The 15135-nt window shown below is 36.6% G+C and carries 17 protein-coding genes and 1 CRISPR repeat array (1 of these 18 cut by a window edge); of the genes, 2 read left to right on the forward strand and 15 right to left on the reverse strand.

Features of this window, described 5'->3' with window-relative positions; genetic code table 11:
* A CRISPR array of direct repeats spans nucleotides 1–1401; the repeat unit is 30 nt; unit sequence ATTCACATTCCACCATGTATCTATTAAAAC; it begins 6120 nt to the left of the window's first position.
* A gap of 169 nt (nucleotides 1402–1570) precedes the next feature.
* From cas2 to WKT03_RS08595, 15 genes are all read right to left on the reverse strand, one after another.
* The gene (cas2, locus tag WKT03_RS08525; protein WP_117808676.1) at nucleotides 1571–1849 is read right to left on the reverse strand and encodes a CRISPR-associated endonuclease Cas2; all 279 of its coding nucleotides are present in this window, start codon (nucleotides 1847–1849) and stop codon (nucleotides 1571–1573) included.
* Nucleotides 1850–1852: 3 nt separating this feature from the next.
* The gene (cas1b, locus tag WKT03_RS08530) at nucleotides 1853–2845 is read right to left on the reverse strand and encodes a type I-B CRISPR-associated endonuclease Cas1b (RefSeq protein WP_117808677.1); all 993 of its coding nucleotides are present in this window, start codon (nucleotides 2843–2845) and stop codon (nucleotides 1853–1855) included.
* A 12-nt stretch (nucleotides 2846–2857) separates the two neighbouring features.
* A complete protein-coding gene (locus WKT03_RS08535) occupies nucleotides 2858–3352 on the reverse strand; it encodes a CRISPR-associated protein Cas4 (RefSeq protein ID WP_242996181.1) in 495 nt (164 codons plus the stop codon).
* 9 nt (nucleotides 3353–3361) lie between these two features.
* Complete coding sequence (gene cas3 / locus WKT03_RS08540; RefSeq protein ID WP_340391564.1) at nucleotides 3362–5731, reverse strand: CRISPR-associated helicase Cas3'; 2370 nt, start codon at nucleotides 5729–5731, stop codon at nucleotides 3362–3364.
* A gap of 29 nt (nucleotides 5732–5760) precedes the next feature.
* The gene (cas5b, locus tag WKT03_RS08545; RefSeq protein WP_243000418.1) at nucleotides 5761–6468 is read right to left on the reverse strand and encodes a type I-B CRISPR-associated protein Cas5b; all 708 of its coding nucleotides are present in this window, start codon (nucleotides 6466–6468) and stop codon (nucleotides 5761–5763) included.
* Nucleotides 6452–7330, reverse strand: a complete 879-nt coding sequence (gene cas7i / locus WKT03_RS08550; protein ID WP_117785336.1) for a type I-B CRISPR-associated protein Cas7/Cst2/DevR — start codon at nucleotides 7328–7330, stop codon at nucleotides 6452–6454. The genes cas5b and cas7i overlap by 17 nt, the downstream gene beginning before the upstream one ends.
* The gene (gene cas8a1, locus WKT03_RS08555; RefSeq protein ID WP_340391567.1) at nucleotides 7323–9005 is read right to left on the reverse strand and encodes a type I-B CRISPR-associated protein Cas8b1/Cst1; all 1683 of its coding nucleotides are present in this window, start codon (nucleotides 9003–9005) and stop codon (nucleotides 7323–7325) included. The genes cas7i and cas8a1 overlap by 8 nt, the downstream gene beginning before the upstream one ends.
* A 20-nt stretch (nucleotides 9006–9025) precedes the next feature.
* A complete protein-coding gene (gene cas6, locus WKT03_RS08560) occupies nucleotides 9026–9748 on the reverse strand; it encodes a CRISPR-associated endoribonuclease Cas6 (RefSeq protein WP_262530192.1) in 723 nt (240 codons plus the stop codon).
* 552 nt (nucleotides 9749–10300) lie between these two features.
* Nucleotides 10301–10693, reverse strand: a complete 393-nt coding sequence (locus WKT03_RS08565; protein ID WP_340391571.1) for a pyridoxamine 5'-phosphate oxidase family protein — start codon at nucleotides 10691–10693, stop codon at nucleotides 10301–10303.
* Between the two features lie 35 nt (nucleotides 10694–10728).
* A complete protein-coding gene (locus WKT03_RS08570) occupies nucleotides 10729–11349 on the reverse strand; it encodes a flavin reductase (protein ID WP_340391573.1) in 621 nt (206 codons plus the stop codon).
* 236 nt (nucleotides 11350–11585) lie between these two features.
* On the reverse strand, nucleotides 11586–12215 hold the full coding sequence (locus tag WKT03_RS08575) for a manganese catalase family protein (RefSeq protein WP_021943636.1): 630 nt from the start codon (nucleotides 12213–12215) through the stop codon (nucleotides 11586–11588).
* A complete protein-coding gene (locus WKT03_RS08580) occupies nucleotides 12216–12479 on the reverse strand; it encodes a spore coat protein CotJB (protein ID WP_008401169.1) in 264 nt (87 codons plus the stop codon).
* 3 nt (nucleotides 12480–12482) lie between these two features.
* On the reverse strand, nucleotides 12483–12806 hold the full coding sequence (locus WKT03_RS08585) for a spore coat associated protein CotJA (RefSeq protein WP_021943635.1): 324 nt from the start codon (nucleotides 12804–12806) through the stop codon (nucleotides 12483–12485).
* Between the two features lie 148 nt (nucleotides 12807–12954).
* A complete protein-coding gene (locus WKT03_RS08590; protein ID WP_021943634.1) occupies nucleotides 12955–13272 on the reverse strand; it encodes a type II toxin-antitoxin system RelE/ParE family toxin in 318 nt (105 codons plus the stop codon).
* A complete protein-coding gene (locus WKT03_RS08595) occupies nucleotides 13262–13522 on the reverse strand; it encodes a type II toxin-antitoxin system prevent-host-death family antitoxin (RefSeq protein ID WP_021943633.1) in 261 nt (86 codons plus the stop codon). The genes WKT03_RS08590 and WKT03_RS08595 overlap by 11 nt, the downstream gene beginning before the upstream one ends.
* Before the next feature lie 195 nt (nucleotides 13523–13717).
* Between WKT03_RS08595 and WKT03_RS08600 the strand changes: the two genes are divergently transcribed.
* Nucleotides 13718–14296, forward strand: a complete 579-nt coding sequence (locus tag WKT03_RS08600) for a nucleoside recognition domain-containing protein (protein WP_340391577.1) — start codon at nucleotides 13718–13720, stop codon at nucleotides 14294–14296.
* A 294-nt stretch (nucleotides 14297–14590) separates the two neighbouring features.
* Complete coding sequence (locus WKT03_RS08605; RefSeq protein WP_117808741.1) at nucleotides 14591–15115, forward strand: nucleoside recognition domain-containing protein; 525 nt, start codon at nucleotides 14591–14593, stop codon at nucleotides 15113–15115.
* Nucleotides 15116–15135: the final 20 nt, after the last annotated feature.

A 15135-nucleotide genomic window follows, 5' to 3' on the forward strand; every position in this document is an offset into this window, starting at 1 on the left:
TCCACCATGTATCTATTAAAACACGATCTCATCATTATGAATCCACCATTTTCAGAATTCACATTCCACCATGTATCTATTAAAACCCGTGATGTAACCGACTTTATACCATGTGTAGCATTATTCACATTCCACCATGTATCTATTAAAACGAAGCCAAAACAAGAGTTATATCCCCGGTATAGCAATTCACATTCCACCATGTATCTATTAAAACTGGTTCTCCTGCATCCATAAAAAGCCAGCCAACATATTCACATTCCACCATGTATCTATTAAAACTCAGACGTAGTTACAAAAGATGCAGTTGATTCAGAATTCACATTCCACCATGTATCTATTAAAACGGTGATGCTGACACAACCGAACAGTCATTCAATAACATTCACATTCCACCATGTATCTATTAAAACTATGTTTATGTGATGAGGACGGGCATATCATTGAACATTCACATTCCACCATGTATCTATTAAAACTCAAGTCCCCATGCATCAATAACCTTGATTGCTTCATAATTCACATTCCACCATGTATCTATTAAAACGATTTAAGCGGTAAAAAGTATATCTCAAGTGACGGATTCACATTCCACCATGTATCTATTAAAACCATTCCGGTACCGTGTAATTCGTTATCCCATTAATATTCACATTCCACCATGTATCTATTAAAACCAAAAGAAGGAGTTCCTGCTGAATCAAAGATAGTATTCACATTCCACCATGTATCTATTAAAACAGCTTCCATTGCGTTAGGAAATAAAACAACTTCAAGATTCACATTCCACCATGTATCTATTAAAACCGGTAGCACCGCTTTCGTTCGTGTCACCATCAGCATATTCACATTCCACCATGTATCTATTAAAACTGTGTATGGAACACTTACGTTTCCGACCGGTCAACATTCACATTCCACCATGTATCTATTAAAACCATCAAAAATCTTTGCGAATGTTTTCGGTAATACATTCACATTCCACCATGTATCTATTAAAACCGTAGTTGCATCATTAGATATTGCATATCATATGATATTCACATTCCACCATGTATCTATTAAAACGATATTTCCGTATTTACATTTCCAAGGTTGATAGAAGCATTCACATTCCACCATGTATCTATTAAAACGTTACTGTCAATGAACCTTTTGATTTCATCTAAAAACATTCACATTCCACCATGTATCTATTAAAACTCCGGTATGTCCGTAACCTATAGTCCATACACCTGCATTCACATTCCACCATGTATCTATTAAAACTTTTACTAACAGTCTAACTCGTTTGTTTAAATCTTTAATTCACATTCCACCATGTATCTATTAAAACACTTCCAAATCGTGCCGGTTTATTTCTTCTAAATGATTCACATTCCACCATGTATCTATTAAAACCAACACTATAAAAAAGCAATATTTTACAATGCTTTCATATCCTCTTTCTGTCGACCTTGCTTCAATACTGGGAATACACATTCTATTTTTTAATTGTATATTCCATTTTTCTATATTTCATCACATTGTCGACTGACGGCAGTTTTTGCAATATTTATGGTCGACAATTTCAAATAAAGAAACTGGCTTTGTCATCTTCCTTACCCCAAAATTCTTTATTCAACCATTTTTCATGCCTGCTTTTAAATATAATAACGGAATCCAATTCATGATCAATATATTCATCCAGCTCCTGTTTCAGCTTCACAAGTTGTACTTTTGTGATATCTCCCTCAAAAACAGAATTTTGTATATGGGACAAATACCTTTTACAAATCTTAAAAATATGATTCCATCGTTTTTGTCCATTGTTTTCTTTATTTATGTCATATACCAATACTACATACATATTTCACCACCATATTCTGAATCCTTCATATTCTTTTTCACCGATCAGATGCTTGATCAACTTGTATAACTCTAAACGCATCAGATACTGATATGTAACAGGGCGACCTAAATCTTTATGCATAATTGTCTGCTGTAATTTTTTCTCCAACTCCTGTGCAATCAATCTGGATGCATCCCTATTCAAATGCAAATAGTTCAACTCCTTCGTAAAACTTTTTTCTGTTATCTGATTACGGTTTAATAAAGAAAAAAGAAGTCGATCTCCTATCAACGGTTTGAAAATTTCTGCTACATCCAGACATAGCGAAAATCTTCTGACACCAGGTTCATGGAGATAACTTATCGTCGGATTCAATTGTGTATGATATACCTCACTAAGAACCTTTGAATAAATCAGAGAATTAACAAAAGAAATCAACGAATTAATCATGTTATCAGGCGGATGCATAACTCTTTTATCAAACTCTATTTCCTGATCAATGATAACATTCCACGCTGCATAATAATGTCTTCGTATATTTCCTTCTATTCCCATTAACTCTTGAATCGTTGATGTTTTGGGTAATTCTTTTCTCAACGAATCAATTTCTGACATATAGGAAGACACATCCTTACCTCGCCCGTTATAATACCGGAGATTTCGGTAAATATTATCGGCAGCCGCTTCTATAATTTTTTTTGCAATGGTCAATCTCTTGCCATAATCAGTATAATGTTCAACCTGTTTTACCAATAATTGACCTGCCAACAGCTTTTCTTTTGGATAAAAGCTACCTGTATAAAAATTATAATAATTGAAGAAATGTATCGGGATTCCATATTGAGAAATGTAACTCAAAAATGTTGTATTAAATGACATTTCTGACATGACATAAATATCATCAATTCGTTCAATCGGAATATCTCTTTTTTCTCCACCTGTAGATATAAATTGAAGTGTATTATCTTTTCTTTTTAAATCTCCACTATTGTAAATATAAAAACTTTGTCCCATTATCCCTCCATGTTAGATAAAACACAAATCATGATATGCGCACTTTCCACATATTTTTTGTTTTTCAAATGCTGGTGGTTGTTCCTGCATTTTTAACTTTTCTATATCTGCAACTGTCTTCTGCAACTGTACTTCATCATCCTCTGACAGTTCAACAACAATATTTTTCTTGATCAATGGATAATCAATCTTTGCCGTTAAGCCCTTAACTCCTCGTTGTTTCAAATAATATAGATAATATTTAACCTGCCAGATTCCTGCTTCTTCTATTGCCTTGCTCTTTTTTATCTCATGTAATTCCTGATGCTCTTTTATAAAATCAATATTTATTACATTATCGATATTAATGTGTTTATCATCACGCCGGTAACTGTTCTCATCAAGTAATTTACCCAACATAACATTTTCATTATCGGATTCCATGTTTATTTCATTTATGAAATACCATAATTTTCTTTTACACACAAAATAATAATAAATCATTACACCAGTAACTCGATTTTCCACAATTCCTCCTTATATGAAATTCCACTCATCATCATACTTCGTTAACGATAAGCCCATACCCCGTCCTGTCATTTCATCAAAATCATATAATAAGCATGTCCTGTGAATATCTAATCTGTCATTTATACAATTCAAATCCACACCATCTAATTTTCTCCGATCCGAATACAGATTCAGATTAAGAGTTATATCTGCCAGTTTTGCTTTCAATATCCTTCGTATATTACTGTCAACATATGGTGTATCTAAAACACCCGTTATTGCCTCGATCAGCTCCTGATTTTCCTGATATATTCTATCTGGGATTACTGTAATACTTTTTATTCCACGAAAATCCTCATCGATATCTTTCTTAGATGTATAATCTAACGGCTGCAACGATTTAAATTTAGCCAGATTTCTTTTTATCGTTTGGAAGTAAGCCGTATTCTTTAATGCGTCTACATCATAAACTTTATTCATATACTGAACTTTATCTTTTTCGGAAAAAAGCATTCCATTATATTCCTCTAATAACCGTACAGATCTATCATATATATCACTGTCATATATTCCTTTTCCATTCTTCATACATCCTGAATAATTAACATAAATTAATACATTTGCATCAGTTATATCCTTTTTTCCTGCTCTATTACACCGTCCCATTCTTTGCAATAAACTGTCAGCCGTACACATCTCCGTATAAAGAACATCAAAATCAATATCCAGACTTGCTTCTACAATCTGGGTTGTTACCCATATACCTGTCATCTCATCATTATCGGAAAAATCCATTATCATCTTTTCCAACTGATCTCGATGTTTCCGAATATATCTGGAATGAAGCAGGAATACCTCGTCTGTTCTTTGGGATAATTCTTCATATACCTTCTGTGCCTTTGATACTGTATTGCACATGACCAAAACTTTTTTCTTGTATCCATCTTCCGCAATTCTGTCAAAATCAAATTCTTCATGAAATAATGCGATCGTATGCCTGTCTGTTCCCATTGTATCGGAAAAATCTCTAAAAATATAATCACGATCCTTTATCAACCGATATTTTCGCATAAAAAATTCTAAAACCGGCGGAAATGTTGCTGTTATGATTGCGAATTTTCCTTCCATTTGTTTTAGTTCTGACAAGCCGTAAATTAATGCTGCTACTATCTTAGGAGAATATGACTGAATCTCGTCTATAATTAATTTTGAATATTTCAGTGTTGCTGCAAAAATCTCAGTTCCCGGGGCTTTATAAACAAATTTAAATAATTGATCTACCGTGCAGACAGTAAGTGGATACGAGAACAATTTTGCCTGCTCATATCTGGTATTCCCATCTGTAAATTTCCCATCTGTTCCATCAAAATAACTGCTTAAGCTATCAGAATGAAGCAATGCTACATCCTTATACATATACCTGTCCTTTATTCTGCTATATATGGCATTAGAAGAAACTTTTAACGGTAATGTATAAAAACCTTTCTCGCCATTTGCCCATAATAAAGCTGCCTCTGTTTTTCCTGATCCAGTAGGTGCTATAACTACAACATTATCATCACTATGTTCCTGCATAAAAACCTGCAACTCACGCAATGAATTTGAAAAGTAATCGCGAATCGTGCTGCATAATTTTTTCTCAGCAATGTCACTGTGTAATTCTGCTTCTTCATATCCTGCACTTACCGTCCAGTCAAACTTATTCAACAAGCCCTTTATCAACATATATTCACACCATGTTTGCTCATCTACACTTCTCAATTTCATTGTAGGATTATTCGAATACAACAGTTGATTACGATTTGCGGCAGAAAATTTCACATCTTCCTTTCCCAAATATTCCTGCAAATATTTTTTATACCATTTATCGTAATAGTCATAAAAATCCTTATCAGAAAAACTATCCTTCCGATCATGATGATAATAGACGGCTGTCAATAACACAGAAAAGTCATCGCCTGTACATTCTGGTATTTCCTGCTTAACCTGTTTCTCTGATAAACTAAGTGCACTAAGAAAACCATGTGGTATCTGCCTTTCAGCCATCCTTGTAAGTTGGGGATTGACAATTGTCTGGAAAATATAATTAGCTTTTCCAAGGTCATGCACTCGGCATGCCTCTAAAACCAGATTCTTTTCCTTTTCTGTAAAATACATATAAAAAATCTCAAAGAATTTTCCTGCACAGTTAACAATATCCTTCTCATGTTCTCTTAAAGTTTTTTGCTCCTGAACAGTTTGCTGTTTCAAAGAATCCAAGTAAGAAATGATCATCTTCGACTCGTTTTCATTCAATTTATCCATCTGGTTGTCCAAAAGATAAATCAATATGTTTCTGATGTCATTTACATTTTTAACCTCTTTCTTGGTGTCATTTGACTTTGCATAATATTCCATATCGTATTGTCAATCCCTCTCTTATCTTGTTATGCGAACGCAACAACATCCCCATAGGTATCGATATATGCATTCACTACTGAAGTATCCTTCGGCATATAATGCGCTTTTATCTTTCCACCATCCGGTTTCCATCTGCGATATCCCTGCGGTGTTATCTCGTATTCCTTTGTTAACATGTAAGTCGTGCTTGTACGTCGTCCAATATCCAGTTCTGATTGAAATGGAATATAGATATTATTTCGAATCGTTGCTGATTCAACTTTCTGTAATTCAACAATTTCTACATTTTGAATATCCAGCAAATCTTCATACCGCCCTAATGATGGATAAATAATCGGACACTTCAGTGCCTGATAAATCTTATCAAAATCTTCCTCCTCAGGTATAATATGTAAAACCATCCGATTATCACAGATCAGTTCTACATGTGCAATCCCCTTAAACACACCATAATCTTTGTCTTCACCTTTGATACAGAGCTGATGTCTTCCTTCTTCATACTTTGTATCGAATTTGAATGAATATCTTGTGTATAATTCTGATACAGAACCTGCGTTTTCTCCCTGGATACTTACCTGCATCTTGTGATAACTGTCAAATCCACTAATTGCATGAATCATACCAATAACAGTTGAATATGGTGGCAACGGATAAGATTCTTTTATAATGAAACTACTTGGTTTTCTGTAGTTCGCAAGGTTTTGAAAACAATCAATTCTAATTGCTCGCTCCATAATATTCATCAACTTCCTTTTTCAACTGTTTAAATACATCCGCAACGGTCTTTGCATGCAATGTATCTTTTAATTCTGCATCATTCTGGAAAATACCTGTCACAACTCCAACACAGGTATTGTTCTTTATATCCTCATCACTTTCAATAATCTCTTCAAGCATCTTCGTGTTTATCGCACCATTTTCCAAAGATACTCTATTTTCAAAGAACGGATTTTTTCTTATATATCGACCACCGATTGCAAATACAGGACTAAGGTTCTCTCTTCTTCCCTTTATATCACGATATAAATACTGGATCGTATCAAGGAATTTCTTTACTCGATCTGCTTTTTCTTCTACAGATATCTCAAGATCTCCATCCACACCAATACGATCAAGATCTATCGTGATCGTATATGAATAAAATGATTTCTGTATCTCACTCTGTGCGATCGCATTATCAAGATCCTGACGTTTTGCCAAGCCAATATTGGTTAAAAATTCCAGATCGCTCTGATAAGGCTCTAATGATACCGCATTACTCAGTCGAACAACTGCACTTCTGGTATCTGCTCCGCCTTTTTTATCCTCTCCTTTTGCGCTGGTCTTCATATAACCAAAAAAGTCAATTTCCGGGTAATCTTTTATATTGGCAGTTGGTGCAAACTGAACCACTCCACTCTTACCATCAACAGGTGTTGTATCCCAGCCTAACTGCTGAATAATATTGTATCTTAATGCCTGTCTTGATATATAAGAATACTGCTCATATGTTCCTCGTGATAATTTTTTGAGTGTCGTAATATTACCTACGCCCTCTCCATAATTTGCACTTTCTGCAAGAAATACCATTGTAAGTGTTAAACCATTCCTAATCATTAACCTTTTCCTCCTTCTTTTCATAATGACTTCCTTCTAATCCCATAAGGAATGCATATCCATACTCTCTAAACTTCTCTCGATTATCCAGACACTCTATGAATGCATCCGGAACTGTCAGATTTACAGAACAATAGATACGCATTATAATTTCCATAAAATGAGAAACATCTCCAACTGCAACTGCATTCAGTAATCGATATACAGTACCTCTGATTCTTGAATCATCGCTTGTGCCTTTCGCAGCCAACAGTTTATTTCTTAATTCATATCCACACTCTCTAACTTTGTATCGATTCACTATCGCACCTCCTATCCTATTCTTATCTACATTGTCTTTCTTCAATAAACTTACACGAATCTGAATGTCATATACCCAGTATGCATCTACCAAATATGTCTTTGTATCCAAAGACTGCCTTAACAAGATATTTAATAATGGATATTGATTTCTATACCGAAGAATATTCAATATTACTGTTTCATGTATATTTATATATTCAGTCCCCTTTTTTATATATGGGTATTTACTTAATACATCAAGTCCAGCCCTTACTTTCTCATCATTTAATATTGCAAGGATATTTTTATTAATAATATCAAATGTATAACGTTCGCTTTCATCTCTGCCTCTGGTTATAACCTGAATATTACCAAGTTCTTCTGTCTTCATCTTCAATAACAGATTCAATGTTCTGGAAATCCATGAAGTATATCGTTCTTCATCTTCCCTTTCCGCATCCTGCATGACGCCATCCTTACGATTTGCTTCTAATAATTCCTGAATGTTCTGATCCGTATTAATAAACAAAAATCGATTTTCCATCAGATAAAAACCAAGCGGAGATAACGCATATACAAATGCACACACCGGACACAGGAAAGCATCTACCTTACAATTCCAGAAAGCTGATTGTTTTCTTGCCAGATCATCTGCCTGATCCTTCATAAATGCAAGTGATACTTTCGTCTTCGAATCAATCATTGCACTACAATCAATGCATATCTCCTTTGCCTTCTTTTGATCAATTGCTATATAAGTCCGAAATGGTTCTGAAAAATCATTTTCAAAAACCTCTCGCATATTTTTCGCTGCATTTGCACGTAATAGAAAACATTTTCCATCCCAGAAACGATTGATGTAATTGTATATAGCACTTTTCATGATCAAGGTTTCTGCACAAATGGGCTGAATAAGAAATTCATATAACTGAACCAATCGATCCCGCAACAGTTCCGGTTCCATAGATTCTTTCAGTTTTACCGCCTTAAGCAGCTCATATGCTTCTGTGGTATCAACCTCATCCTTTATACTGGCAATGCCCGATTTATAACTGTTAGACAAAAGTTTATCGTTAATGAATTTGATATCATCTTTCCACTTTTTACCATCCCATTCCGGCAAATCCAGTACAGCTAACAAATTCTTAATCTTATCCAATATTGTTTGATATACACTATGTGACCTGTAATATGTCGTGATCCCACGGAAGTATAAATCCGTCCAGTCCGTTTTCTGACAGAAATCTGTATCAAGCCATAATTGCTGATTATCCTCCGTATAGCCATAATCCAAATCTTCCGATGCATCAGCAATTTCGTCCAGTATATAATGCATACCTACGATTCCCGCATTTTTCAGAAAATCACCCATTGGTATATAGATTCTACCCAAACTTATAATCCTCCTTTCTTCTAACCTAATACTTCAAACTTTCCATTTCCCGTCGACCTGCGCGCTCCAATTCCGGATCTCTGCAAAACATTTAATAAAGCAACAGAACCTTTCAATTTGAAAATGCCAAGCGACGCATCTGTATTTCTTCCAAACACTGGTATTACAACCTTTTTCCCTTTGATTGCCTGAATAGAAAAATCATCTGTCTCAACCGGAATATTCATTCTTTCAATAAAGATCTTAACATTCTCTTTCACAACGTCTGCAAACTCATTCTTATCAAACGTATAATAAGTATCTGAATTCGTATCATTATCATGATATCTTGCCAATAATGGGCTCTGCATTTTTATGATGATTTCATCGTCTGTAATATCATTTATATTCTGAATATACACAGACATTAATTGCATGGAATTTTTATTCATCGAATAATGTCTGAATTTCATAGTCTGAAACGCATTAAACAAATATAAAAATTCCTTATCATCAGCATCCGTAAAAAATACCATGAATTCGTCCTTATCAAGAAGTATCTTATCAGCTGTAAACTTAGCTCCAGGCAAATAATACGAATAAGTAAACGTCTTCATGATTGATCTGCTCTTATCATATAAACGCTGATACAAATCTTCGGAAATATTCTTCGTCGCAGCCTTTAAAAAACTTGTAAACAATCGATCCATCTCTTTCGGAAGAAACGAGTATTCCAATTTAAAACAAAGCTTAATCTGATACATTTTTTCACCTCCTTGTTAATTTATTTTTCTTTGTATTATCAAAATAGCATATATTTATTCTCAGTCAATACCAATAACTTAAAAATAATTTAATTGGTATTGTTTTTTGTAAAAATCATCCTGTTGTAATTTTCTATCATTCCATATATAATTTTAAATACATTGTGGAATGTAAATACTAATTTATTATTAAGATATTTAGTAATAGCCACATATTGGAACGTGCCTTATATTCCACAATGTATTTTTTATTACAATCAATCATTAATATGAATATACTAATCTATACCATGTACAAAAAATCGTCCATCATATCAATTTCACTTCATAATTATAGGGATTTCTTATTAGAGAAAATAGAAAACTAAAAAGCCTCTATCTCAGACCCGCCCCCCTTTTATTATGGGAATATTATACCTTTATTTGTCATAATGTGCAATAATATACGCATATTTTGTCAAATTTTAGAAAATACACTTTCAAATACCAATAACCTATTGCAAACGCCCCCGCTTATACAAGCGAGGGCGTTTTGCAAACCATGTAATACATTTAGAACTTCACAACTTCCGGTTCGTGTGTAAATGATGAGAATGTTGCTGTGGCATTCTTAAAATAAAATACCTCGGTATTACCATCATCTGTGGAATACATCTTCTGTAATGAAGGGTATGCATCCAGCATAGACTGTCTTGCTTCTCTGCGGTCATCTTCCACCAGTTCTCCTGCTACACGAAGCCATTCTCCATTCATAAAAGCACAGATCTCAACCTTCGGATTTGCATGGATCTGCTTTGATACATCTTTTACTTTGCCTGTCTGTATGTATAACTTGCCTTCAAAAATATGGGCAGTTCCAAATGGTCTGACTCTTGGCTGGTCACCCTCTACAGTTGCTAAATAATAAGTTTCTGCGTCTTTTAGAAATTTTGCTACTCGTTCCATAGCATTGTCCTCCTGTTTATAAGCTTTTTAATAGCTTACGCCTCATACACCGGCTCAAAATCCTCTACCCCATGTCCACATATCGGGCAGGTGAAATCTGCCGGCAGCTCGCTTCCTTCATATACATAATTACAGATACGGCAGCGCCAGCCTACGATCTTCTTGTCCTGGGCTTTCGGTTCTGCTTTTGGTTTTACCTTTGTCTGATAATCCGCATAAGTCAGTGGTGCATTTTCATTGATCAGCTTGGCATCTACGACTTCTGCAATAAATAACGTATGTGTGCCGAGGTCATGCTGTTCTACTACTTTTCCGCTGATCACGGCACAGGCATTCCAGCCCATATACGGAATGTCGTTGCAGTCCTTCGGCATCTGCAGATCTGCGAATTTGTCCACATCTCTGCCGGACTGGAACCCGAAATGTTTTATCGTTGCAAATGAGCAGGTCTGATCCAGAATACTCAAAGCGAATATCCCGCTCTCTTTCAACAGGTCACATGTATAATTCGTGTTTAATACAGATATTGCAACCCGAACCGGATTACCTGCCACCTGCATACATGTATTTGTGATGCAGCCATTTACCTTCTCCCCTGATCTGGTGGATAACATGAATACACCATAGGATAATTTATAGATTGCTTTTTTGTCCATATGCTTGTACCTCCCTTTTACAAAATACGATTTGTTTTTTCATCCTTGCAAGCAAGTGATTTTATACTCATTATACCACAAACCGAATAAATTTATAATTCTTTTCAAGAATTATTCTCAATAATATACATTGTGAAAAAATCAGGCAGCTTGATATCCCCGATTCAGGATTGCTGCCTGATTTTCCTGCTTCTGTCACTACTATATAATAATAAACAACCGGTAGCGACTATCTCTTACTTCCCACATTTCTCCACGCATGGAGCACTTGTATCAAATGCTGAGTTAAATGCATAGAAGTTCTTTGTATCCATCTTGTCGCGGACAATGCCAAGGCTTTCACCGAAGCGCTGGAAATGTGCGACCTCACGTTCGCGAAGGAATTTGATCGGCTCATATACATCCGGATAGTCCTTGCAGAGACGCAGGATATTGTCATAAGTCGACCGGGCTTTCTGCTCTGCTGCCATATCTTCGAAAAGATCCGTGATCGGATCACCCTTGCTCTGGAATTCGCAGGCGTTAAATGGAATGCCGCCTGCTGCCTGCGGCCAGATTCCTAAGGTGTGATCGATGTAATATTTGTCAAATCCCGATGCCTTAATCTCCTCGATCGATAACCGGCAGGTAAGCTGGTAGATGATCGTGGCAACGATCTCCAGATGTCCCAGCTCCTCTGTACCGATATCGGTAAGAATTGCTTTCACCTTATTGTCCGGCATCGCATAACGCTGGGACAGGTACCGCATAGATGCACCCATTTCACCATCCGGTCCGCCGTATTGTGAGATTATCGCCTGTGCAAGCTGTGCATTTGTCTCTTTGATATTTACCGGAAACTGTAATCTTTTTTCATAGATCCACATTTAACAACCACACTCCCTTTCCCATGGCCAAGGTTTGTCAACCCAGTCAAAATAATTGTCATCATTTACCTGATATCGGTTCAATGGACCATAGGCGGTCGTGTATTCGCGGACTGCCTGCTGCCGCATTGCTTTATAATTGCTGTATGCTGCCAGTGCCTTCGGACATTCCGGGTGAGTGTCCAGATACAGGGAAATGTCATCCAACGCGAAGGACACTTCTGTTATAAAGGCAAAGAGCTGCTGTTTGTTCATATTATTCATTGCCTATTTCCCCCTTACACCACAAAAGATCAGATTCAGATCCGGGAACATGGTTCCTTCGCACAGACCCTTTTTCGCATCATAGAGTTCCCCAAATTCCTGACTTGGCACATACGCCATACCAATCGGATGCGGACTGAATCTGCCACAGGTCTCTACATCCTTTCTTGTTGTTTCGCAATGATCCTGTCTGGAAGGACAGCCGCCTGTGCCCTGACGGTTTCCATTGCAGGAAGAGGCATTGCGGTTATTTGCATATTGCATCATGAGATTTGGCTGAGCAGGATATCTGCCGCCATTTCTGTTGCAGTTTCTATACTGTTCCAAATGAATATACCTCCTGAATTTGCATATTATTCATCTCTCTATACTTTATGGGGAAAATGTAAAAATGTGACATATTACAGGATGATTGAGACGAATACATATAAAAAGAGCAGTAAATCTGATAATTTTACTGCTCTTTTTATATGTATTAATTTAACAAATTTTCTATATTTCTTGCACCATACAATAACCGTCGTACTTCCATAACATCATCAATTACCACATAATAAATCACATAATTTCTTACATAGATCCGGTAATATGGATATTCACGTTTTTTTCTGGAATGATATGGTTCAAACGCTACCGGATTGTTTAATCTGGCTAATATTGCTGTTTCAACATCATTTATCAGTCGCATTGCCGCTTCTTCATTTTTTAAAACCTTCGAAATATAATTCACTGTATCAAGCAAATCCTGTTCAAAAAGTGGCAAATATCTTAACTTGTAGATTTTATCTTGCATCTATCACACTCCTTGCTTTGCTAAATACTTCTTCATGTGAAAGTCTTTTATCTGTCGCTTTTGCCTGTCTGTCAGCTTCATCAAGTTTCATTTCAACATTCTCTGTAAGATTAGCATACTCTTCCATACTTAAAACAACCATCGCCCCATATCCATTTTTCGTTAAATATACAGGCTTTCCACTATTCACAATTGTTTCAATTTCAGGGAACTTATTTCTAAGATCTGAAACCGGTCTAATCTGTATCATTTTTATCACTCCTTTTTGTTCGATGCTCCTTGGAGCTAATAACTTATCGTTATTTTATCTTAATTTTAATATTATTGCAATAATAAAATAGGCAAAATTTGTTTTATATAGATTTTAAACTAATAATACTATAGCATATCTTCCCCATCTCCCCGCATATATTCATTATGTAACAGCAAAATCAAAGGGGATTCTATGATTAATCTGATCTGGGCTGCCATGATCTTAGTCGGTATTATCACCGCACTTATGACCGGGCATATGGAAGATGTGAATGCAGGTATCATTGATGCCGGGAGTGACGCCGTTTCACTCTGTATCACCATGCTTGGAATTGTTACGATGTGGTGTGGAATTATGAAGATTGCAGAACGCACCGGTCTGATGAAGAAATGGTCATCGAAAATGTCCCCTGTCATGAGATTCTTATTTCCGAGACTTTCACCGGAGCATCCGGCATATGAATATATGTGTACGAACATCATTGCAAATATTGTAGGGCTTGGGTGGGCTGCAACACCGCCGGCACTAAAGGCGATGCAGGAACTGGCTAAGGACAACAAGGGAAGCAAATCTGCCAGTCGAGAAATGTGCGTCTTCCTGATCCTGAATATTTCTTCGTTGCAACTGATCCCGGTAAATATCATTGCCTATCGTGCAACCTATGGTTCTGAACATCCTACCGCCATTATCCTGCCCGGCATCATCGCAACGGTCTGCTCCACCGCCGTCGCCGTCCTGCTGGCCGTCATTATTAACAAACGAGGAAAATGAAGCGGCGAGTTCACTTAGAAATCTTTAATAAGCAGCGCAGTTGACTTTCATAATACAGAATATATCTGTGTATATATTTCGGTTTGGCAGGTTATTTATCGCAGACGTATGTCTGATTTTGGAAAAGTCAACGAGCATCGTTTGAGTTTTCGAAGCATGTTTGAGCCTGTTTACAGGCGAGTTCGCGTAGAAAACTCATAATAGACAGCGCAGTTGACTTTCAAAATCGACATGTCTGCTAAATAACCTGCCAAAACGAAATAAACATACACAGAATCTTAATGGAGGCTTGTCATGCTGACAACAATCTCAAACAGTATCATCCCGATGGTCATATTTGCTGTTGTGTTATACGGCTGTATTAAAAAGACGAATGTCTATGAAGATTTTATTGACGGAGCATTTGACGGAATGAAGATCGTAGTCGAATTAGTTCCAACATTGATCGGCCTATTTGTGGCTGTGCGAATCCTGAATGATTCCGGCGCCCTTGGCCTGATCACAACCGCTCTGAAGCCGATTGCTTCTCTCATACATACCCCGGATTGTGTGATCCCCGTCATTATAACGAAGCTGTTCTCCTCCGGATCTGCTACCAGTCTGATGCTAAATATCTTTAACGACTATGGACCTGATTCCAGAGAAGGACTCACCGCTGCCATTATCCTTAGCTGTACGGAATCTTTATTCTATACGATGTCTGTATATCTGATGGCTGCCAAAGTCCGCAAATCCCGATATATCATTCCCTGCGCCCTGTTGTCTCTCGGTGCAGGGATCGTCGTAAGTATCCTGCTGGCAAATATGTTAGTATCCTAGGGCACCTGTTTTTCAAGTGC

This window comes from Coprococcus sp. HCN-4056, assembly GCF_037892645.1.
Lineage (GTDB): Bacteria > Bacillota > Clostridia > Lachnospirales > Lachnospiraceae > Coprococcus > Coprococcus ammoniilyticus.

Bases quoted from the DNA above. Each gene is read 5' to 3' on its own strand.
- cas2 (WP_117808676.1), bottom strand. From the start codon at position 1,849: ATGTATGTAGTATTGGTATATGACATAAATAAAGAAAACAATGGACAA.
- cas1b (WP_117808677.1), bottom strand. From the start codon at position 2,845: ATGGGACAAAGTTTTTATATTTACAATAGTGGAGATTTAAAAAGAAAA.
- cas3 (WP_340391564.1), bottom strand. From the start codon at position 5,731: ATGGAATATTATGCAAAGTCAAATGACACCAAGAAAGAGGTTAAAAAT.
- cas5b (WP_243000418.1), bottom strand. From the start codon at position 6,468: ATGGAGCGAGCAATTAGAATTGATTGTTTTCAAAACCTTGCGAACTAC.
- cas7i (WP_117785336.1), bottom strand. From the start codon at position 7,330: ATGATTAGGAATGGTTTAACACTTACAATGGTATTTCTTGCAGAAAGT.
- cas6 (WP_262530192.1), bottom strand. From the start codon at position 9,748: ATGTATCAGATTAAGCTTTGTTTTAAATTGGAATACTCGTTTCTTCCG.
- WKT03_RS08565 (WP_340391571.1), bottom strand. From the start codon at position 10,693: ATGGAACGAGTAGCAAAATTTCTAAAAGACGCAGAAACTTATTATTTA.
- WKT03_RS08570 (WP_340391573.1), bottom strand. From the start codon at position 11,349: ATGGACAAAAAAGCAATCTATAAATTATCCTATGGTGTATTCATGTTA.
- WKT03_RS08575 (WP_021943636.1), bottom strand. From the start codon at position 12,215: ATGTGGATCTATGAAAAAAGATTACAGTTTCCGGTAAATATCAAAGAG.
- WKT03_RS08580 (WP_008401169.1), bottom strand. From the start codon at position 12,479: ATGAATAATATGAACAAACAGCAGCTCTTTGCCTTTATAACAGAAGTG.
- WKT03_RS08590 (WP_021943634.1), bottom strand. From the start codon at position 13,272: ATGCAAGATAAAATCTACAAGTTAAGATATTTGCCACTTTTTGAACAG.
- WKT03_RS08595 (WP_021943633.1), bottom strand. From the start codon at position 13,522: ATGATACAGATTAGACCGGTTTCAGATCTTAGAAATAAGTTCCCTGAA.
- WKT03_RS08600 (WP_340391577.1), top strand. From the start codon at position 13,718: ATGATTAATCTGATCTGGGCTGCCATGATCTTAGTCGGTATTATCACC.
- WKT03_RS08605 (WP_117808741.1), top strand. From the start codon at position 14,591: ATGCTGACAACAATCTCAAACAGTATCATCCCGATGGTCATATTTGCT.